Origin of the sequence: Streptomyces cinereospinus (assembly GCF_042430725.1) — a bacterium.
In the GTDB taxonomy this organism is placed as follows: Bacteria; Actinomycetota; Actinomycetes; order Streptomycetales; family Streptomycetaceae; genus Streptomyces; species Streptomyces cinereospinus.
Genome location: NZ_JBHMCY010000027.1, coordinates 1 through 18,216, shown reverse-complemented (window position 1 = coordinate 18,216; position 18,216 = coordinate 1). Strand labels below are relative to the sequence as shown.

The window sequence follows — 18,216 nt, the reverse complement described above, 5'->3', positions numbered from 1 at the left end:
GATGGCGTGTCAGACCATGGCGAGCCGGTCCACCAGCAGCTCCACCCTCGGCTCGGTGTACTCCGGCGGCAGCCGTCCGGACCGGGTCAGGGTCGCCACCCCGTGCAGGGACGCCCAGAACACCTCGGTGAACAGCCCCGGGGCGACGCCGTCCCCGGCGACCTCGTCCAGGCTTTCCAGCAGTGCGGCGAAGGCGTCCTTGAGGGGTTCCGGGGTGTCCTCCTGTGCGTACGCCAGACCGCCGTCGAGCTGGAAGATGGCGTCGTAGACCGCCGGGTTGCGTTCGGCGAAGCCGAGGTAGGCGTGCGCGAGGGCGGCGACCCGCTCGCGCGGGCCGTCCGCGGCGGCGGTCGCGGCCCGCATCGCCGCGGCCAGCTCGGTCGCGCCCTGGAGGGCGACGGCGCCGATGATCTCGCGCTTGCCGCGGAAGTGGCTGTAGAGGACGGGCTGACTGTACTCAATGCGTTCGGCGAGCCGGCGGGTGGTGACCGCGTCCCAGCCCTGCTGCTCGGCGAGTTCGCGGGCCGTCGCCACGATGAGGCGCTCGCGCTCCGCCCGCTCCCGCTGTTTGCGTTCCTGTACCGACATGATTCGATCCTAGCACCGCTAGACAAAAGAGCGACAGTAGAACTAGCGTTGCCTCATCATCTAGCGACACTAGATTCCAGGAGGGTCATCATGCTCAGCGCACTCGAGGTCGTCACCACCGTGGCCGTCGGCGTGATGGTGGGGGTGGAGTTCTCCGTCGCCTTCGTCATGAACCGGATCCTCAACGCGCTCCCGGAGGACAGCGGCCAGCTCGGCCACGCCCACGGGGGCCGGATGCTCGGTGCCGTGATGCCGGTCTGGTACATCGCCTCGCTCGTCCTCGTCGGCGTCTGGGCCGTCGCCGGCCGGCACCACCACGGCACCGGCCTCGTCGTCACCGCCTTCGCGCTGCTGCTCCTCAGCGTGGTCATGTCGCTCCTGCTGCTCGTCCCGATCAACAGCCGGAACAAGACGTGGACCCCTGACAACCGGCCCGCCGACTGGAAGCAGCAGCTGAACCGCTGGGAGCGCCTCCACTACGTCCGCGTCGCCGTCATCATCGCCGCCTTCACCCTGCTGGTCGCCGCCCTCGCCTGAGCCCACCGGCTCACCCGCCCGGTCGTCAGCCGCGGCCGCGGCGCCTGATCAGGCCCCGCGCGGCTCACCACGCCCGGTCGGGCTCACGAAGACTCACAAGGAGACGAACGATGGCGCTGAAGAAGATCAACACCGTCCTGGCCGCCGCCCTCATCCTCTTCATCCTCTGGTTCGGGACGGAGTTCGTCCTGAACCCGGAGACGACGGCGCCGGGTTTCGGCCTGCCGAGCCGGCCGTCCGGCGACGGCGGCGGATTCCTGATCATCAAGGGGATCCGCGACGTCGTCCTGGCCCTGGTCCTGGGCATCCTGCTGGTGACGGGCCACCGCCGGGCGCTGGGCTGGGTGCTGCTGGTGGAGGCCCTCGCCGCCTACGGCGACATGACCACCGTGCTGGCCCACCACGGCTCCGTGGCCACCGCGCTCGGCGTCCACGGCCTGACCGCGACGCTGATGGTGGTCAACGGCCTGCTGATGATGCGCGAGACCCGCAAGGTCGCGGCCGCTCCGGCGACGCCCGCCCCGCAGCCCGCCTGATCCCATCGGTCCACGGTGGCCCGGTCGCCGGCCGGGCCACCGTGGCGCGTGCCGGTATGCGCGTGTCAGCGCCCGCCGGGAAAGGCCGGGCGGACGGTACTCCTCCAGTGAGCGACGCCCTGACGGCCGAGGCGGCCTGCTGCGCCGCAGCGGCCGCGACCGCCGGCAGGCATGACGGCCCCTCAGAAAACCTCCCCGGGCGACGCGGACGGCGTCGAGCGCCGCCCCTGCCCGCGCTGCCGGGCCGAGCGGCTCGCCGTGCCGCTCGCGCTCCGGCGCGGTCGCCGGCCGGCACTTCGTCCCAGCCACCGCATGGCGACAGGGCCGCCCGGCCCAGCACCGAGCGGCCCCTCGGCCTTCGCGACCGAGCCGGAAGGCAGTGCTGACGCCGCAGCCGGCATCGGCGACCACGACCGGCCCCTTGAGCCGCCCCTCGGCGAGCGTGTCGAGCAGGCCGAGCGCGAGGCGCCACTTCTCCTGGTGGACGACGCGGTCCGGCACTCCTGCCCTGCGGCATCGGTCCGGCGCATCCGTCCACGCACGCGGCAGACACGACTCCCCGTCAGTGGGCGGGACGCGGTGCCGGCGGCGGCATGGACGCGGACCGCGACCTGGCTGTCCGCCCGTCTGCCGACCGCTCCGCGGTACTGGTCCGGTCGGTTCCGACCGGACTACGAGGCGCCGCCGGTCTCCGCCAGGCCCTCCGCACCCGCGCGGGTCGCGTCCCGGCCCCAGCTGGCGAGCAGGCGGAGGGCCTCCGCGGACGGGGAGTCCGGTTCCGCGTGGTACGTGATCAGGGACTGCTCGGCGTCGTCGACCAGGCGGAACGTCTCGAAGGAGAGGGTCAGCGCGCCGACCAGCGGATGGTGCAGCCGCTTGACCCCGTGGTTCTTCTCCTTGACGTCGTGGGTGGCCCACAGCCGCCGGAACTCCGGGCTCTTCACCGACAACTCGCCGACCAGGGCCGACAGCCGCGGGTCGTCCGGGTGGCAGCCGGCGTCCATGCGCAGGAACGCGACGACGTCGGCCGCCTTCCGGTCCCACTCCACGAACAGCTCGCGGTAGTCCGGCTCCAGGAAGACCAGCCGCGCCCAGTTCCGCTCCTGCGCCGGCAGCGTCCCCCAGTCGCCGAAGACGGCCGCGGCCATCCGGTTCCAGGCCAGGATGTCCGAGCGGCGGCCCACGACGTACGCCGGGACGCCGTCGAGCGCGTCCAGCAGCTGCCCCAGCGCCGGACGCACCTGCTGGGTGCGGGCCGCCGGCTTCTTCTTGTGCTGCTTGGGCTTGGCCAGGTGCGTGAGGTGGGCGTGCTCGGCGTCGGTCAGCCGCAGCGCCCGCGCGATCGCGTCCAGCACCTCCGCCGACACGTTCCGGCCGTTGCCCTGCTCCAGCCGCGTGTAGTACGCCACCGACACCCCGGCCAGCTGCGCCAGCTCCTCCCGGCGCAGCCCGGGGACCCTGCGGTGCCGTCCGTAGTCCGGCAGCCCCACGTCCTCCGGCTTCAGCCGGGCCCGCCGGCTGCGCAGGAACTCGCAGAGCTCGGCCCGCCGGTCCAGACCGGCACCGCGCTCCTCCACGGGCGTCAGCTGTTCGTCCATACGTCCAGTATTCACGGTCGTACGCACAGGATCCTGTCCCCGCCAGTGCTACGCACAGCCGACATACGCAAACGGGTGGCCTGGGTGGGTAGGCGGTCCGGCGGCACCCTTGAGGTGTGCCCGGTCAGAAGGCGGCCGGGCATTGACCACGTCGCTAGGAGACCCCCCGGCATGACCACTGTCAGCGCGTACGCCGCCCCCGCCGCCAAGGCTCCGCTGGAGCGCACCACGATCGAGCGGCGGGAGGTCGGTGAGTTCGATGTCCTGATCGACATCAAGTACGCCGGAATCTGTCACTCCGACATCCACCAGGCCCGTGAGGGCTGGGGCGAGGCCATCTTCCCGATGGTGCCCGGCCACGAGATCGCCGGCATCGTCGCCGAGGTGGGGTCCGGCGTCACCGGGTTCGCCGTCGGCGACCGGGTGGGCGTCGGCTGCATGGTCGACTCCTGCCGGGAGTGCGACAACTGCAAGGCCGGCCTGGAGCAGTACTGCACCCAGGGCGCCGTGATGACGTACAACGGCGTCGGCGGGGACGGGGAGCCGACCTACGGCGGCTACTCGCAGAAGATCGTCGTCGACGAGAACTACGTCGTCGGCATCCCCGAGGGCATCGGCCTCGATGAGGCCGCGCCGCTGCTGTGCGCCGGCATCACCACGTACTCCCCGCTCAAGCACTGGAACGCCGGCCCCGGCAAGAAGGTCGCCGTGCTCGGGCTGGGCGGCCTCGGCCACATGGCCGTCAAGATCGCCCACGCGCTCGGCGCGGAGGTGACGGTCCTGTCGCAGTCGCTGCGCAAGAAGGACGACGGGCTGAGGCTGGGCGCCGCCCACTACTACGCCACCAGCGACCCGAAGACCTTCGAGGAGCTGGCGGGCACCTTCGACCTGATCGTGTCGACGGTGTCGGCCTCGCTCGACTTCGGCGCGTACCTCGCGCTGCTGAAGACCGACGGCGCGCTGGTGAACGTGGGCGCCCCCGAGGAGCCCGTCTCCCTCAACCTCTTCTCGGTGATCAACGGCCGCAAGACCCTCGCCGGGTCGAACATCGGCGGCATCCGCGAGACCCAGGAGATGCTCGACTTCTGCGCCGCGCACGGCCTCGGCGCCGAGATCGAACTGATCCGCGCGGACCAGATCAACGAGGCGTACGAGCGGGTCCTGGCGAGCGACGTCCGCTACCGCTTCGTCATCGACACCGCCACGATCTGACCCCCGTCCGATCCCGCCGTCCGACGCGCGACGGTCCGTCCGACGCACGAGAGCCCGCCGGGGGCGTTCCCCCGGCGGGCTTTCGTTCACCGTCTCATCGGCGGTGGCAGGACGTGGTGCGGCAGGTGGTCACTTGCCGTAGTAGGCGTTGTAGACGGAGATCGCCGACGTGTTGTTCTTCTTGTCGGTGATCTTCGCGTGGAACGAGATCGCCTTGCCCGCGGCCGGGTTCCTGACGGTGATCTTGCCGCTCTTGACGGTGGTCTTCTTCCAGGTACGGCCGTAGTCGTAGGACACCCAGACGCCCAGCGACTTGAGGTTGGCGCCCGCGGCCGAGCCCTCGACGGTGACCGGGAAGGTGACCGTGCGGCCGGCCGGGACGCGGCCGTCCAGGCCGGCCGGGCCGTTGAACCGGACGGTGGACGCCGGCAGCTTGGCCCTCTCGGTGGCCGGCTTCTTGGAACGGAACGTCCAGCTCGCGTCGATCCGCGTGGACGCCGCCGCGACCCTGACGCTCCGCTGCACCGAGGTGGTCAGCCGGTACTCGGCGTCACCGGCCGGGACCCGGAACCGCTTCTCGCCGAAGAGCGGGTCGTCGTTGGAGCCGACCTTGACGCCGTTGCGGTACAGGGTCGTGTTCACCGAGGTGAACAGCGACGAGCCGGCGTGCTTGGAGCTGTCGGCGTACAGCGGCAGGGAGCCGTAGATGTCGTTGCCCACGCGGTACAGCCCGTACTCGCTGTTCAGGGTGGGGCCGAAGACCGCCTTGTTGAAGGTCCGGGTGTACGACTTGCCCGCGGCGAACACCCGCGGGTCGCCGAGCGTGTAGTACGCCTCCGGTATCGGGTTGCCCTGGGCGTCCCGGCCGCCGTACTGCTCGAAGTCGAACGTCCACCGGATGTTCTGGGCCGTCGACAGGTAGAGCGTGCGGCTGCCGGGCAGCTTCTGCTCGACCGGTTCGCCGAGGTAGAAGTCGGCGGGGAAGATGCCGAGCGGCAGCAGCGCACCGGTCTTGCCGGAGGCCGCGGCCCCCAGGTGGGCCTTCACGGTGGCCAGTTCGCTCCTGCTGAACCGGCGGACCTTGTCACCCTGGATCTTCTTGACCCCGGCGGTGGTCGCCACGTCGTACTCGGTGGACGCGCCCTTCGTCCACTGGCCGCCCCAGGTCTGGGTGAGGCCGCTCGTGATCTCGCCGCCCAGGTGGGCCATCCGCAGGTCGGCGAAGGAGTTGGCGCCGAAGCCGAAGCCGATGCCCGCGCCGTCCAGGTAGTAGCTGACCGTCGCCGAGCGCTGCTTGGCGGCGGCGTCCGGGACCGTGATCGTCGCGGACTTGGTCCGGCGGGCGTCGATCGTCACCGAGGTGTTCCCGGTGACGGACAACCGCGGCTGGACCAGCCAGTCCAGGCCGCCCTCCAGGTTGACGAAGTCCTTGGCGATCCAGGCGTCCAGCAGGTACGTGCCCTTGGGCACCCGCAGGGTGGTGGTGCCGGACGCGGCGACCGGCACCTGGTAGGCGCGGCCGTCGCCCAGCCCGGAGTAGCCGAGCAGCGCGGTGTTGTAGTCGTCCGTCCCCTGCCCGTCCCGGCCGATGTGCCGCACGGTGACGTCGTACGACTCCACCTCACGCTGTACGGCGGCGGCCGTGCGGACGCTCTGCCCGCCGCCGGTCGCGGTCACGTACGCCGAGTACGCGCCGTCGACGGTGCCGCCCAGCCTGGTGTCGACGGTCATGGGCACGGAGGCCCGGCCGCCCGCCGGGACGGTCACCCGGGCCGCACCGAGCGTGAAGAAGCCCGCCGGGGCCGCCTGGCCCCTGGGGTTGGTGGCGGTGACCTTCAGGTCCAGGGTGACGTCGGTGGTGCCGAGGTTGCGGTACGTCAGCTGCTCGGTGTCCGGGGCGTCGTCGCCGTGCGGCCACTGCTGGACGCCGAAGCTCACCGAGACCGGGTCGGCGATCACCGTCTGCCTGATCGCGCGGTCGAGCTGGACGCGGCCCGAGCCCTGCTGGAACGGCGTGTAGGCGCCGCCCTTGGTGGACGCGGTCAGCGCGCCCTTGATCTCGGCGTAGGTCCAGTCCGGGTGCTGCTGCTTGAGGATCGCCGCGGCGCCCGCGACGTGCGGGGCCGCCATCGACGTACCCGAGATGCTCACGTAGCCGGCCGGGCTCTCGCCGACCTCCTGGGCGATGACGCTGCCCTTGGCGGAGGCGGCGGCGATGTCCACGCCGGGCGCGGTGACGTCGGGCTTGACGGCGCCGTCACCGGCGCGCGGGCCGGTGCTGGAGAAGTCGGCCAGCTCGTCCGCGCCGTCCACGGCGCCGACGGTGAGCGCGGCGTCCGCGCTGCCCGGCGAACCGACGGACTCGGGACCGGAGTTGCCGGCCGAGATGGCGAAGAGGACGCCCTTGTCGGCGGAGAGCCGGTTGACGGCCGCCTCCAGCGGGTCGACCTCCGGGGTGTCCATGCCGCCGAGGCTGAGGTTGACGACGTCGGCGCCCTGCTCGGCCGCCCACTCCATGCCGGCCAGGATGCCGGAGTCGTCGCCGAAGCCGTTGTCGTCGAGGACCTTGCCGTTGAGGATCTCGGCGCCGGGCGCGACGCCCTTGAACCTGCCGCCGGACTTCGCGCCGGTGCCGGCCGCGATGGAGGCGACGTGCGTGCCGTGGCCGTACTTGTCGGAGGCGTCGGCGGCGGTGGTGAAGTTCTTCGACGCGGTCACCTGGGACGCGAGGTCCGCGTGCGTGGTGTCGACGCCGGTGTCCAGTACGGCGATCTGCACGCCCTCGCCGTCGTAGCCGGCGGCCCAGGCCTGGGGGGCGCCGATCTGCGGCACGGACTTGTCCAGGGTGACCCGGCGGACCCCGTCGAGCCAGACGTGCGCGATGCCGGAGACGGTCCTGTCGCCGTTGGTGACCGCGTCCCACAGCTCGGGCGTGTCCTGGTCGGCGGTCTGCACGGCGTCCGCGTTCAGCGTCTTCAGGCTGCGGCGCAGGGTGCCAGCGTCGCGGACCTCGGCCTTCGCGGCGGTGGCGGCGCCCCGGTAGCCGACGATGACCTTCAGGCCGTTCTTCTGCGCCGTGCGGGTCGCGGACCTGTTCAGCTCGGTGATGTCGAACAGGCGCTGGTCCAGCTTGCCGGTGGCGACCAGGCGGGCCGCGTCGGCGGGTATCACCAGGGTGTGGCCGTTCGCCTTGCGGATCTGTACCGGTATGTGTTCGCGGCCCTCGGCCCGGTCGAGGCCGACGATCCGTCCCCTGGCGTCCACGGAGACCCGGTCGCCGGTGATCAGGGTGATGCGGTGGTGAGACGTGAGCGTCGCCGGGCCGTCGGGGCCCTGTTCCGGCTTCGCGCTCGCCGGGCTGGTCAGGCCCGCGGCGAGGGCGACGGCGGCCGCGGTGGCTACCGCGGCGGCACCGGCACTCTTCAGTTGTCTGCGCAAAACTCCCCCTGGAGTTGATGAGCCGGGTGAATTCCCCGTTCACCCGGCCGGGGGTCGTTCCGCACACATGCGCGCGCACCCCCCGGAGACACGCAGTATGCCGGGGGGTGATCAGCGGCCTCAAGGGAGCGCGCCGTCACGAGTCGGCCATAAAAGCACCATGTCGGTGAACGCTCGATGGCCACATCGGTTGGGCGCTAGGAGTTGGCGCTCTCCTTCACCGTGATCCGGCCCTTGCGGATCGTCACCAGCCGCGGTGCCTTCTTCGCGAGGGCCGAGTCGTGGGTGACCATGACGAAGGTCAGCCCCAGCTCCTTCCAGGTGCGTTCGAGCACGTCCATGATCTCGTCGCGCATCGACTCGTCGAGGTTGCCGGTGGGTTCGTCGGCCAGCAGCACCTTCGGCCGCTTCACCAGCGCCCGCGCGATGGCCACGCGCTGCTGCTGGCCGCCGGACATCTCCCCGGGCAGGTGCCCGAGCCGCTCCCCGAGACCGACCGACTCCAGCGCCTCGGCGGCTCGTTGACGCCGCTGCGCGGTCCTGACGCCGAGGGGGACGAGGGCGGTCTCGACGTTCTCCTGGGCGGTGAGCGTCGGGATCAGGTTGAAGCTCTGGAAGACGAAGCCGATGTTCTCGCTGCGCACCCGGGTGAGCCGGGCCTCGGGCAGCCGCGCCAGGTCGGTCCCGTCGAGCACGATCTCGCCGGAGGTGGGCCGGTCGAGTCCGCCGAGCATCTGGAGCAGGGTCGACTTGCCGCCGCCGGTGGGGCCCTGGATGACCAGCCGGTCGCCGTCGGCGATGGTGAGGTCGACGCCGTCCAGCGCGCGCACGGTGTCCTTGCCCCGGGTGTAGTGCTTGGTGACGCCTCTGAGTTCGTACATGGTGGTGCAGCTCCTGGGATGGGGTGCGGTGGGGTGGGTCCGGGGTGCCGGTGCGCGGCTACGCCACGCGCCGCAGCGCGTCCGCCGGCCGCAGGCGCGACGCGCGCCACCCGCCGAACGCGCCCGCGACGAGCCCGCCGGTCACGGCCAGCCCGACCGCGAGGGCGATGGTCGTCACGCTGACGGGGGCCGTGAGGGCGACGTCGAGCGTGCGGGACGCGGCCTGCCGCCCCGGGCCGCCGCCGAAGCCGCCGCCGGGAACGGCCGTCTCGCCGCCGGTGCCGCCGAGTTCGGCCCGCAGGGTCGGGCTGACCGCGGTGACCGCGTACGCCCCCGCCAGCCCGAGCGCGATGCCGAGCACACCGCCGACGAGCCCGTTGACGACGGCCTCCCCGACCACCTGCCGGGTGACCCGCCCGGACCGCCAGCCCAGCGCCTTCAGCGTGCCGAACTCCCGCACCCGGCGGGAGACCGCGGAGGAGGTGAGCAGCCCGGCGACCAGGAACGCGGCCGCCAGCACCACGACCGACAGCCACCTGCCGACGCTGGTGGCGAGGTCGGAGGCGGTGGACAGGGAGCCGGAGACGGTGCCGGCGAGGTCGGCGGAGGTGGTCACGGTGGTGCCGGGGACGTTCTTCTGGATCGCCGACTTCACGGCGTCGATCTGCTGCGAGTCGGTCGCCTTGACGTAGACCGTGGTGACCTGGCCCGCCGAGTCGCTCAGCGTCTGCGCCTGCTTGAGCGGGACGTAGAGGTTGGCCGCCGCGTCCCCGCTCTCCGGGGTGGCGATGCCGATGACCTCGTAGGTGACGTCCTTGACGGTGACCGTGTCGCCGACGGCGAGCTCATTCTCCTGGGCGTAGGAGGCGTCGGCGACGGCCACCTCCGCGTCGGTCTCGGAGGACGTGAAGGTACGGCCGCTGGTGATCTTCGAGGAGGTCAGCGGGCCGAGCTCGGGCTCGGTGACGTCGGTGCCGAAGACCGAGTAGGTGTCCACGCCGAAGTCGGCACCGCCGCCCTGGACCCGGCCCTCGCCCTGCGGGGCGGACGGCCGGCCGCCGCCCTGCTGGAACTGGCCCCGGGTGAACTGGCCGCTGACCTTGATGACCTGGAGGCTCAGCCCGCCGACCGCGTGCGCGACGCCGTCCTGCGAGCCGACCTGCGTCACCGTCGAGCCGGCCAGGGTCTGGAAGCCCTGCACCATGACGCGGTCGCTGCTCTGCTCCTCGTCGGAGCCGTCGTCCTGCGCGTCGAACCGGAACCGCGGCCCCCGCGCCTGGCCCTCCTGCTCGGGGTCGGCGGCCTGGGTGACGGTCATGTCGGTGCCGAGGCCGTACAGCGACTCCAGGACCTTGTCCTGCGCCTGTCCCATGCCGGAGGACACGGAGTTGACGACGATGACCAGCGCGATACCCAGCGCCAGGCCGGAGGCGACGACGAGGGCCGCCTTTCTGCGGCGGCGCAGTTCGCGCCTCAGGTAGGTGAAGAACATGCGCCGCAAGCTAGGGACACACCGTGATGACCGAATAAGGCGGGGATAAAAGGAAGATGAGAAGCACGAAGGCCGCCCGGACGGGCGGCCTTCGTGGTCGACGGGGTGTCAGCGAGCGGGCGTCAGACGGCGGATCCGGCCTTCCACTGCTCCCAGCTCATGTTCCAGCCGTTCAGTCCGTTGTCCGGCGCGACCGTCTTGTCGCCGGTGTTCTGGACGACCACGACGTCACCGATGATCGAGTTGTCGTAGAACCACGCGCCCTCGGTCTCGGGGTCGTCGGCACCCTTGGTGTCGTTCAGACCGACGCAGCCGTGGCTGGTGTTGACGCTGCCGAAGATGGAGTCGGCGGCCCAGTAGTTGCCGTGGACGAAGGTGCCGGACGTGGTCAGGCGCATGGCGTGCGGCACGTCCTTGATGTCGTACTCGCCCTCGCCGTCGTCGTCGGTGAAGCCGACCGTCGCACCGTTCATCCGGGTCTCCTTGAACTTCTCGGAGATCACCATCTGGCCCTCGTACGTCTTGTTCTCGGGCGAGCCGGCGGAGATCGGGATGGTCTTGACGACCTTGCCGTCCTGCGTGACCTTCATCTGCTTGGTCTGCGCGTCGACGTAGGTGACCTGGTTGCGGCCGATGGTGAAGGAGACCGTCTTCTGCTGGACGCCGTAGACGCCCTCGGCGCCCTCGACGCCGTCGAGCGCCAGCTTCAGCGTGACGGTGGCGCCCTCCTGCCAGTACTCGTCGGGGCGGCAGTCCATGCGGTTGGCGTTGAACCAGTGGCAGACGACCTCCTGGCCGCTGCTGGTGCTGACGGTGATGCCCTTCTGGACGTCCGCCTGGTTGCTGATCGCCTTGTCGAAGGTGATCGAGACCGGCATGCCGACGCCGACGGTGGTGCCGTCGTCCGGCGTGAAGGTGCCTATGAAGCTGTTGTCCGGCGAGACCGTGGTGAAGGACGCGTTCTCGTGCGCCTCCAGGCCCTCGGAGTCCTCCGCCGACACCGCGATCTTGTAGCGCGTGGAGCGCTCCAGCTGGGCGCTGGGCTTCCAGCTGGTCCCGTCGGCCGAGATCTCGCCCTCGACGGCCGTGCCGTCGGCGGTCGTCATCGTCACCTCGGTGAGCGTGCCCTCGCTCACCGTGACGGTGGCCGAGTTGTTGATGGAGGCGTTGGTCGAGCCGTCCTTGGGGGTGATCTCGATCTGGGCCTCGGACGTCTTCTGCGCCGCCGCCTCGTCGACCTGGGTCTGCGAGCTGTCGTTGCCGCCGCCGTCGCTGCCGACGGCCTCCTCGCTGCCGGAACAGGCCGAGAGCACCAGTACGCCGCCGAGCAGTGCGGACGCGACCGTGAGGCCGCTGCGCCGCTTACTGTTCGTCATCACACGCTTCTCCATCGTTGCCGAATCCCCAGATCCCCGAAAGTCCCCGTAAGTGTTCAACGCTACGACCGGTTCGTCCCGTTCCCCATTCCCTCGACGTGTGGGGCTCGCCACGTCCGCCGGGCTGGTGGTCCGTGGTCCGAGTCTCGGTCCGCGCGCCTGTGGAGACGACGGAACCCGGACGACGGTTGCCGCCCGGGATCACGATGTCCCCAAGCCGCGTCAGCCGGCCCGCTCTTCCTCTTCCTCGTCGTCGACATCATCGTCGTCAAGGTCCCAGTCCGGCGAATCAGGGTCGTAGTCCACCTGCTCGCTGCTCCAGGAGGCCTGCTGCAGCTCGATCCCGGGCACCTCGCCGACCAGGTCGAACGGGTCCACGAGATACGCCAGCGCCTCCGCGGTGTCCTCCGTCACAGCGCTCTCGGCGTGTACCCGCTCCTCGGCCTGCATATCGGCGTCCTCGGAGATCCGCCGCTGCGCGGCCCGGATCACGGCCTGAGGGTCGTCGACCTGGAGGACGAGTTCCACCCGAAGCCGTACAAAACCTGATGTCTCTGGAGTGCTCATGCTCGGAGCGTAAGGCCCGGGGCCCCCGCGACTTTCCCACGACCCGCGGCTTTCACTAGCATCGCCCCACACGGCCAATTCACCAGCGTCACAAGGGGATCGATATTCCGTGTCATCCGCTCGCCGTCCGTTGCTGACCGCCACCGCCGCGGGCGCCCTGCTGGGGGCCCTGTGGTTCGTCCCCTCCGCCAACGCGACGGCGGACGCCCCGGTGAGAGAGCGGTCGGTGACGGTGCTGACGACACAGGCCAGGGCCACGACCGCGGACCCGGCCGGCGCGGTGGCCGACGGCACCCGGCTCGCGGACACCGGCAGCTTCGACAGCACGCCGTACGTCGTCGGCGGCGCGTTCTGTCTCACGCTGGGCGCGGGCTTCGTGGCGTACTCGGTGCGCCGCGAGCGGCTCGGAGTCTGACGCGCGGGTGTCCCGCAGGACCACGTCACTTGACGTGTTCTTGACGCGGACCTCATAGTCCGATCATGAACAGATCATCGGGTGCGCGGCTGCGCGCCACGGTCGCCGTCGGCGCGCTGTCGCTCGCCCTTGTCACGGGATGCGCGGAGAGCGGTTCGGACGACTCGGAGGGGTCCGGGTCCGCTTCGGCCGCCCCGGCCGCCCCGGCCGCGCAGGTCCTCGGCGCGGCCGAGTTGAAGAAGCTGATCCTCGCTCAGGGTGATGTCGAGGGGTACGAGATCCAGGCGGACGACAGCCGGCTGCCCGCCTCCCAGAGCGATGTCCGGGTCGACAAGGCGGAGTGCGAGCCGCTCGCCCACGCGATGAGCGGCTTCGCTCCGGGCGACTCGGCCGGGGAGGCCCGCACCATGGCCACCGAGCGGACGTCGCCCACCGACACGGCCTCGAAGTCCATGGAGGACATGAGCGAGGGCGAGTTCGAGAACGCCATGGCGGACGCGCTGAGCGTCGACATGACCGTCGTCGGACTCTCCTCGTACGACGGGGAGGGCACCGCGGAGACCTTCGCGTCCGTCACCGACGCGATCACCGCCTGCGCGGGCGGCTTCACCCTCACCGCGCAGGGCACCGACCAGAAGATCACCGAGGTCGCCACCGCGAAGGCGTCCGGCACCGGTGACGAGTCGGTGGCGTTCACGGCCTCCGTCGACGTGGAGGACCAGGAGAAGCCGGGCACGGTGCACGGCGAGGTGGTGCGGCACGGCGGCACGCTCGTGACGTACTACACGGTCAACATGGGCGCGCTGATGAGCGGCGAGGCGTACGACGTCCCCGCCGCCGTGATCGACGCGCAGGCGGCGAAGCTCACGTGACCGGTCGCGGGGCCCCGGCCGTCGCGGGCCGGGGCCCCGCCGTACACACCTGTGGGGAAGAGGCCGCCTAGCGCAGCGGCCCGGTGACCGCCTCCGCCGCCGCCACCAGCCTCCCGTCGCGCACGAACGCGTCGGCCGCGGCCAGGTCGGGGGCGAGGAAACGATCCGGCCCGGGACCGGCCACCCCGGCGGCCCGAAGGGCGTCGATCACGGCTTGGGTGGCGGGGGCGGGCGTCAGCCCCTCGCGCAGCTCGACGGCGCGCGTGGCGGCGTACAGTTCGACCGCGACGACCCGGGAGAGACCGTCCACGGCCGTGCGCAGCTTGCGCGCCGCCGACCAGCCCATCGAGACGTGGTCCTCCTGCATCGCGGAGGACGGGACGGAGTCCGCGGACGCCGGTACGGCGAGCCGCTTCATCTCGCTCACCAGCGCGGCCTGCGTGTACTGGGCGATCATCAGCCCGCTGTCCACCCCGGCGTCGTCGGCGAGGAACGGCGGCAGCCCGTGGCTGCGGTTCTTGTCCAGCAGCCGGTCGGTGCGCCGCTCGGCGACGGACGCGAGGTCGGCGGCGGCGATGGCGAGGAAGTCGAGCACGTAGGCGACCGGCGCGCCGTGGAAGTTGCCGTTGGACTCGACCCGCCCGTCGGGCAGGACGACGGGGTTGTCCACCGCGGCGGCCAGTTCGCGGTCGGCGACGAGGCGGGCGTGGGCGAGGGTGTCGCGTCCGGCGCCGGCGACCTGCGGGGCGCAGCGGACCGAGTAGGCGTCCTGGACGCGCGGGGCGTCGTCCTGGTGGTGACCCGTCAGGCCGGAGCCCTTCAGCACGGCCAGCATGTTGGCGGCGCTCGCGGCCTGGCCGGGGTGCGGCCGGATGGCGTGCAGCTCGGGGGCGAGCACCTTGTCGGTGCCGAGCAGGGCCTCCAGGGACAGGGCCGCGGTGACGTCGGCGGACTTGTAGAGGGTGTCGAGGTCGGCGAGGGCCATGACCAGCATGCCGAGCATGCCGTCGGTGCCGTTGAGGAGGGCGAGGCCCTCCTTCTCGCGCAGCTCGACGGGCGCGATGCCGTGCGCGGCGAGCAGCTCGCCGGCGGGCCGCACGGCCCCGTCCGGGCCCTCGGCCTCCCCTTCGCCCATCAGGGTGAGGGCGCAGTGGGACAGCGGCGCGAGGTCGCCGGAGCAGCCCAGGGAGCCGTACTCGTGCACGACGGGGGTGATGCCGGCGTTCAGCAGGCCGGCCATGGCCTGCGCGACCTCGGGCCGTACGCCGGTGCGCCCGGAGCAGACGGTCTTCAGCCGCAGGAACACCAGCGCCCGTACGACCTCCCGCTCGACCCTCGGGCCCATTCCGGCGGCGTGCGAGCGGACGATGTTGCGCTGGAGCCGGGTGCGCAGCTCCGGGCCGATGTGCCGGGTCGCGAGGGCGCCGAAGCCGGTGGAGACGCCGTAGACCGGGTCGGGCCTGGCCGCCAGGGCGTCCACGATCGCGCGGGCCGCGGCGAGGGCGGCCACCGCCTCTCCCGAGAGCTCGACGCGGGCGCCGCCGCGCGCCACGGCGAGGACGTCGGACGCGGTGACCCCGGACGTCCCCACCACCACAGTGCGCATATCCATATTCAGGAGCGTACGCAGTGAATTCGATGATGTCACGAGTGGGCGGGGGATGTGCCCCTTACCGCGCCGTGAGCCTTACCGCGCCGTGAGTTTTACCGCGCCGTGAGCCTTACCGCGCTGCGGCTTTCACCGCTCAGGGCGCGGCGGCGCCCGCCCCTCGCTGACCGGCCGCGTCCTCAGCGGCGGCCGCGGAAGCGGCGGCGCTCGCCCGCGGGCCCCTCGGGCGGTGCGTCGGCGAGGCGGACGACGGGGTCGTCGGGGCCTTCCCGGCCGGCCACCACGGCCCCGGCGGCGCGGACGCCCTTGGCCCGGTACTGGGCGGCGTCCGCGAGCCGGAAGAGACGGCGGGCGGAACGGACCGGCCCGATCGGGTCCGCGGTGGACGCCACGCCGCAGGCGACCCCGTCGCCGAGCTCCAGCTCGATGGCGCGGCGGCACAGCTCGTCGGCGACCTTCACGACGTCGTCGGCGGGCGGCCCCACGGCCAGCAGGCAGAACTCGTCACCGCCGAGCCGGGCGGCCAGGGTGCCGGGCAGCATGGCGCCGCACAGGGAGAGGACGGAGCCGAACCGTTCCAGGAGCCGGTCGCCGACGGCGTGCCCGTGGGTGTCGTTGACGCGCTTGAGCCCGTTGAGGTCGCAGACGACCAGGCTGACCACGACGCCCTCCCGGCGGTGCCGCTCGACGGCCTCGTCCAGGTGCATGTCCACGGCACGGCGGTTGGCCAGGCCGGTGAGCGAGTCGGTGAAGGCGAGCCGCCGGGCCTCCTGGAGCCGCTCGGTCTGGGCGATCCCGGCGGCGACGACGGCGGCCAGGACGGTGGCGAAGTCGGCGTCGGCCCGGGCGAAGACGGGGGCGCCGAGGGGCCGGGCGACGTACAGCTCGCCCCAGGCGCGCCCGTGCAGCACGACGGGGGCGACGACACAGCAGCCCCGGCCCCTGCGCCGCAGCGCGGCGACCCGCTGGTGACAGAAACCGGCCCGCCCGGCGGTGGGTCCCTCGGCGGTCTCGACCCAGGCGTCGGGTTCACCGCCGCCGGCCCACCGCTCGTGCAGGAACTCGGTGATCTCGGCGAACTGGTGCACCGGATAGGCCTCGCGCTCCGGGAACTCCTCCTCGCCGTCCGTCAGCTCCCCCACGTTGACGAGCACCCGCAACTGCCCGAGGTCCCGCTCCCACACCGACAGTGCGGCGAAGCTCCCGTCCAGCGCCCGGCACGCCCCGAGCGCGGCGGCCCGCCACGACTCGCGCACCGACTGTGCCGCGGCCATCCCCTGCGCCAGCGCCACCACGGCCGCGAGCCGGTTCTCCTCACCCATCACTCCAGGCTAGGGAAATCAGGGGGGAAAGGGGATGTTTGCGGGGCGGTGGGGTGAGGGCGTACGGCGCCGGTGCGCTCACTCACCCGGCCACTGCGGCTCGCGCTTCTCGTTGAAGGCCGCCACCCCCTCCGCCCGGTCCCCCGAGAACGCCACCGAGCGCCAGGCCGCGTCCTCGACCTCCAGGCCGGCCGGCAGGTCCAGCCCGTGCCCCAGCCGCAGGGCCCGCTTGGCCGCGCGCAGGCCCACCGGCGAGTTCGCGGCGATACGGGACGCCAGCGCCAGCGCCTCCGGCCGGTCCCGGCCGTCCTCCACCAGCACGTCCACCAGCCCCAGCTCACGCGCCTCGGCGGCCTCGACCCGCCGCGCGGTGAAGATCAGCTCGGCCGCCCGGGCCGCGCCCACCCGCCGCGGCAGCAGCTGCGTACCGCCGCCCCCGGGGATCACCCCCACCGACACCTCCGGAAGCCCCACCACCGCGGTTCCGTCGGCGACGATCACGTCGCACGACAGCGCCAGCTCGAAGCCGCCGCCCAGCGCGAACCCGTGCACCGCCGCCACCGTGGGGACCGGCAGCTCCAGTACGCCCGTGTACGCCTTCCGCGCCACCGGCCGCTGCCGCACCAGCTCGGCGTCGCTCAGCGCGTTCCGCTCCTTCAGGTCGGCCCCCACGCAGAACGCCCGCTCGTGCGTCGACGTCAGCACGACGACCCGGACGTCCCGGTCCGCACCCAGCGCCGCGCACGCCCCGGCGACCGACCGGGCCATCTCGGCCGACATGGCGTTCATGGCCTGGGGCCGGTCGAGTGCCAGCTCCGCGACATGCCCGTCCTCGTGCCGCCGCACCAGCACGAACTCCCCGAACCGCTCCTCACCCATGGCACCCTCTCGGTTAACGCGGGTTAACAAGACAGCTCCCGATCATCCCAGTCCGCCCCCGCCGGGGGAAGGCCGGACGGTGGCGCGCCCGGTTCCCGGCTCACCCCCCGACACCCCGTTCGAGTGACATCCCGCCCGACTCGCCGCTTCCGCCCCGGGGGAGCGCATAGCGTGCGCACCGCCACGGCGCACCGGGGGGCGCGAGCGCATCGGGGAGGGATCGCCATGAGGACCGACACGTCGACGGGCCCGCACCACGGCCGGACGGACGACACGAGACACGACGCCACGGGCGCCGGCGGGCCCGCGTCCGCGGGCGCGAGCGACCGCGCTGGCACCGAGGGCCGGCCACCGGCGACCCCCACACCGCCCGCCCCGGCAGCCCCGCCACGCCCCCAGCCGGTCCGCCCACCCCAAAGCCCACCCACCACGGGACGCCCACCCCAAAGCCCACCCGCCACCGGACGCCCACCCCACAGCCCACCCGCCACGGGACGCCCACCCCATGCCCGCCCCCAACCGGGCCCCACCCCCCAGCACCCACCCGCCACCGGACGCCCACCCCAGCCCCAGCCCCAGCCGGGCCGCACACCCGCCGCCGCGGCCGGACGGCGACCGCAGCCCCCAGCAGGTCACACACCCACAACCGAACGCCCACCCCAGCCCCCACCAAGCCACACCCCTGCGGCCGAACGCCCACCCCAGCCCCCACCAGGCCACATGCCCGCGGCTGGCCCCCTCCCCCAAGGCCGACCCCACCGCCCCCGCCCGAGCCGCGCGCCGCAGAGCCCGCCCGCGACGGGGCGCGAGCCCGCCTCCCCCGCGGGAGCGGCCATCCGCCGCGCCGCCCCCGACACCCCTGCCGCCCACCCCTGGACCCCCGGCGGCCGCGGC

The 18,216-nt window shown here is 72.5% G+C and carries 15 protein-coding genes and 1 pseudogene; 5 read left to right on the top strand and 11 right to left on the bottom strand.

The features are described 5' to 3' along the window. Window positions 1-9: 9 nt before the first annotated feature. Window positions 10-588, bottom strand: coding sequence for a TetR/AcrR family transcriptional regulator (locus tag ACFF45_RS16010; protein ID WP_381346700.1), 579 nt, complete (start codon window positions 586-588; stop codon window positions 10-12). A 90-nt stretch (window positions 589-678) separates the two neighbouring features. On the opposite strand from ACFF45_RS16010, the gene ACFF45_RS16005 reads away from it, so the two are divergent. Together ACFF45_RS16005 and ACFF45_RS16000 are read left to right on the top strand one after the other, a co-directional pair. Then, entirely contained in the window at window positions 679-1,125 is a 447-nt protein-coding gene (locus ACFF45_RS16005; protein WP_381346699.1) for an anthrone oxygenase family protein, read from the top strand. 110 nt (window positions 1,126-1,235) lie between these two features. Further along, on the top strand, window positions 1,236-1,661 hold the full coding sequence (locus tag ACFF45_RS16000; RefSeq protein ID WP_381346698.1) for a DUF4267 domain-containing protein: 426 nt from the start codon (window positions 1,236-1,238) through the stop codon (window positions 1,659-1,661). A 276-nt stretch (window positions 1,662-1,937) separates the two neighbouring features. Here the strand turns inward: ACFF45_RS16000 and ACFF45_RS15995 are convergent. Both ACFF45_RS15995 and ACFF45_RS15990 read right to left on the bottom strand, forming a co-directional pair. Next, a pseudogene (locus ACFF45_RS15995) lies at window positions 1,938-2,396 on the bottom strand (transposase); the annotation flags it as partial. Next, window positions 2,333-3,259: a helix-turn-helix domain-containing protein gene (locus ACFF45_RS15990; RefSeq protein ID WP_381346697.1), complete on the bottom strand. Its 927-nt coding sequence runs from the start codon at window positions 3,257-3,259 to the stop codon at window positions 2,333-2,335. The gene ACFF45_RS15990 and the pseudogene ACFF45_RS15995, both read right to left, overlap by 64 nt. A 171-nt stretch (window positions 3,260-3,430) precedes the next feature. On the opposite strand from ACFF45_RS15990, the gene ACFF45_RS15985 reads away from it, so the two are divergent. Then, window positions 3,431-4,471: an NAD(P)-dependent alcohol dehydrogenase gene (locus tag ACFF45_RS15985; RefSeq protein WP_381346696.1), complete on the top strand. Its 1,041-nt coding sequence runs from the start codon at window positions 3,431-3,433 to the stop codon at window positions 4,469-4,471. Between the two features lie 129 nt (window positions 4,472-4,600). On the opposite strand, the gene ACFF45_RS15980 is transcribed toward ACFF45_RS15985, so the two are convergent. From ACFF45_RS15980 to ACFF45_RS15960, 5 genes are all read right to left on the bottom strand, one after another. Beyond that, window positions 4,601-7,909, bottom strand: coding sequence for a S8 family serine peptidase (locus ACFF45_RS15980; protein ID WP_381346695.1), 3,309 nt, complete (start codon window positions 7,907-7,909; stop codon window positions 4,601-4,603). 197 nt (window positions 7,910-8,106) lie between these two features. Then, entirely contained in the window at window positions 8,107-8,790 is a 684-nt protein-coding gene (locus tag ACFF45_RS15975; RefSeq protein WP_381346694.1) for an ABC transporter ATP-binding protein, read from the bottom strand. A 58-nt stretch (window positions 8,791-8,848) separates the two neighbouring features. Beyond that, complete coding sequence (locus ACFF45_RS15970; RefSeq protein WP_381346693.1) at window positions 8,849-10,282, bottom strand: ABC transporter permease; 1,434 nt, start codon at window positions 10,280-10,282, stop codon at window positions 8,849-8,851. Window positions 10,283-10,404: 122 nt separating this feature from the next. After that, window positions 10,405-11,658 (bottom strand): L,D-transpeptidase, encoded by a 1,254-nt coding sequence (locus ACFF45_RS15965; RefSeq protein WP_381346692.1) that lies wholly within the window; start codon window positions 11,656-11,658, stop codon window positions 10,405-10,407. A 222-nt stretch (window positions 11,659-11,880) separates the two neighbouring features. Further along, window positions 11,881-12,225 (bottom strand): hypothetical protein, encoded by a 345-nt coding sequence (locus ACFF45_RS15960; protein WP_381346691.1) that lies wholly within the window; start codon window positions 12,223-12,225, stop codon window positions 11,881-11,883. A 109-nt stretch (window positions 12,226-12,334) separates the two neighbouring features. Here ACFF45_RS15960 and ACFF45_RS15955 point away from each other — a divergent pair, with 109 nt between their 5' ends. After that, the gene (locus ACFF45_RS15955) at window positions 12,335-12,640 is read left to right on the top strand and encodes a hypothetical protein (protein ID WP_381346690.1); all 306 of its coding nucleotides are present in this window, start codon (window positions 12,335-12,337) and stop codon (window positions 12,638-12,640) included. A gap of 65 nt (window positions 12,641-12,705) precedes the next feature. Then, window positions 12,706-13,512: a hypothetical protein gene (locus ACFF45_RS15950; RefSeq protein ID WP_381346689.1), complete on the top strand. Its 807-nt coding sequence runs from the start codon at window positions 12,706-12,708 to the stop codon at window positions 13,510-13,512. A gap of 67 nt (window positions 13,513-13,579) precedes the next feature. On the opposite strand, the gene hutH is transcribed toward ACFF45_RS15950, so the two are convergent. The 3 genes from hutH to ACFF45_RS15935 form a co-directional block, all read right to left on the bottom strand. Beyond that, window positions 13,580-15,118: a histidine ammonia-lyase gene (hutH, locus tag ACFF45_RS15945; protein WP_381346759.1), complete on the bottom strand. Its 1,539-nt coding sequence runs from the start codon at window positions 15,116-15,118 to the stop codon at window positions 13,580-13,582. Window positions 15,119-15,300: 182 nt separating this feature from the next. Further along, window positions 15,301-16,443: a GGDEF domain-containing protein gene (locus ACFF45_RS15940; RefSeq protein ID WP_381346688.1), complete on the bottom strand. Its 1,143-nt coding sequence runs from the start codon at window positions 16,441-16,443 to the stop codon at window positions 15,301-15,303. A 78-nt stretch (window positions 16,444-16,521) separates the two neighbouring features. Then, window positions 16,522-17,322: an enoyl-CoA hydratase/isomerase family protein gene (locus tag ACFF45_RS15935; RefSeq protein WP_381346687.1), complete on the bottom strand. Its 801-nt coding sequence runs from the start codon at window positions 17,320-17,322 to the stop codon at window positions 16,522-16,524. Window positions 17,323-18,216: the final 894 nt, after the last annotated feature.

Excerpts from the sequence above, each read along its gene's own strand:
- hutH (WP_381346759.1), bottom strand. The coding sequence starts at position 15,118 with ATGCGCACTGTGGTGGTGGGGACGTCCGGGGTCACCGCGTCCGACGTC.
- ACFF45_RS15990 (WP_381346697.1), bottom strand. The coding sequence starts at position 3,259 with ATGGACGAACAGCTGACGCCCGTGGAGGAGCGCGGTGCCGGTCTGGAC.
- ACFF45_RS15960 (WP_381346691.1), bottom strand. The coding sequence starts at position 12,225 with ATGAGCACTCCAGAGACATCAGGTTTTGTACGGCTTCGGGTGGAACTC.
- ACFF45_RS16000 (WP_381346698.1), top strand. The coding sequence starts at position 1,236 with ATGGCGCTGAAGAAGATCAACACCGTCCTGGCCGCCGCCCTCATCCTC.
- ACFF45_RS16010 (WP_381346700.1), bottom strand. The coding sequence starts at position 588 with ATGTCGGTACAGGAACGCAAACAGCGGGAGCGGGCGGAGCGCGAGCGC.
- ACFF45_RS15965 (WP_381346692.1), bottom strand. The coding sequence starts at position 11,658 with ATGACGAACAGTAAGCGGCGCAGCGGCCTCACGGTCGCGTCCGCACTG.
- ACFF45_RS15950 (WP_381346689.1), top strand. The coding sequence starts at position 12,706 with ATGAACAGATCATCGGGTGCGCGGCTGCGCGCCACGGTCGCCGTCGGC.
- ACFF45_RS15985 (WP_381346696.1), top strand. The coding sequence starts at position 3,431 with ATGACCACTGTCAGCGCGTACGCCGCCCCCGCCGCCAAGGCTCCGCTG.
- ACFF45_RS15970 (WP_381346693.1), bottom strand. The coding sequence starts at position 10,282 with ATGTTCTTCACCTACCTGAGGCGCGAACTGCGCCGCCGCAGAAAGGCG.
- ACFF45_RS15940 (WP_381346688.1), bottom strand. The coding sequence starts at position 16,443 with ATGGGTGAGGAGAACCGGCTCGCGGCCGTGGTGGCGCTGGCGCAGGGG.
- ACFF45_RS16005 (WP_381346699.1), top strand. The coding sequence starts at position 679 with ATGCTCAGCGCACTCGAGGTCGTCACCACCGTGGCCGTCGGCGTGATG.
- ACFF45_RS15975 (WP_381346694.1), bottom strand. The coding sequence starts at position 8,790 with ATGTACGAACTCAGAGGCGTCACCAAGCACTACACCCGGGGCAAGGAC.
- ACFF45_RS15935 (WP_381346687.1), bottom strand. The coding sequence starts at position 17,322 with ATGGGTGAGGAGCGGTTCGGGGAGTTCGTGCTGGTGCGGCGGCACGAG.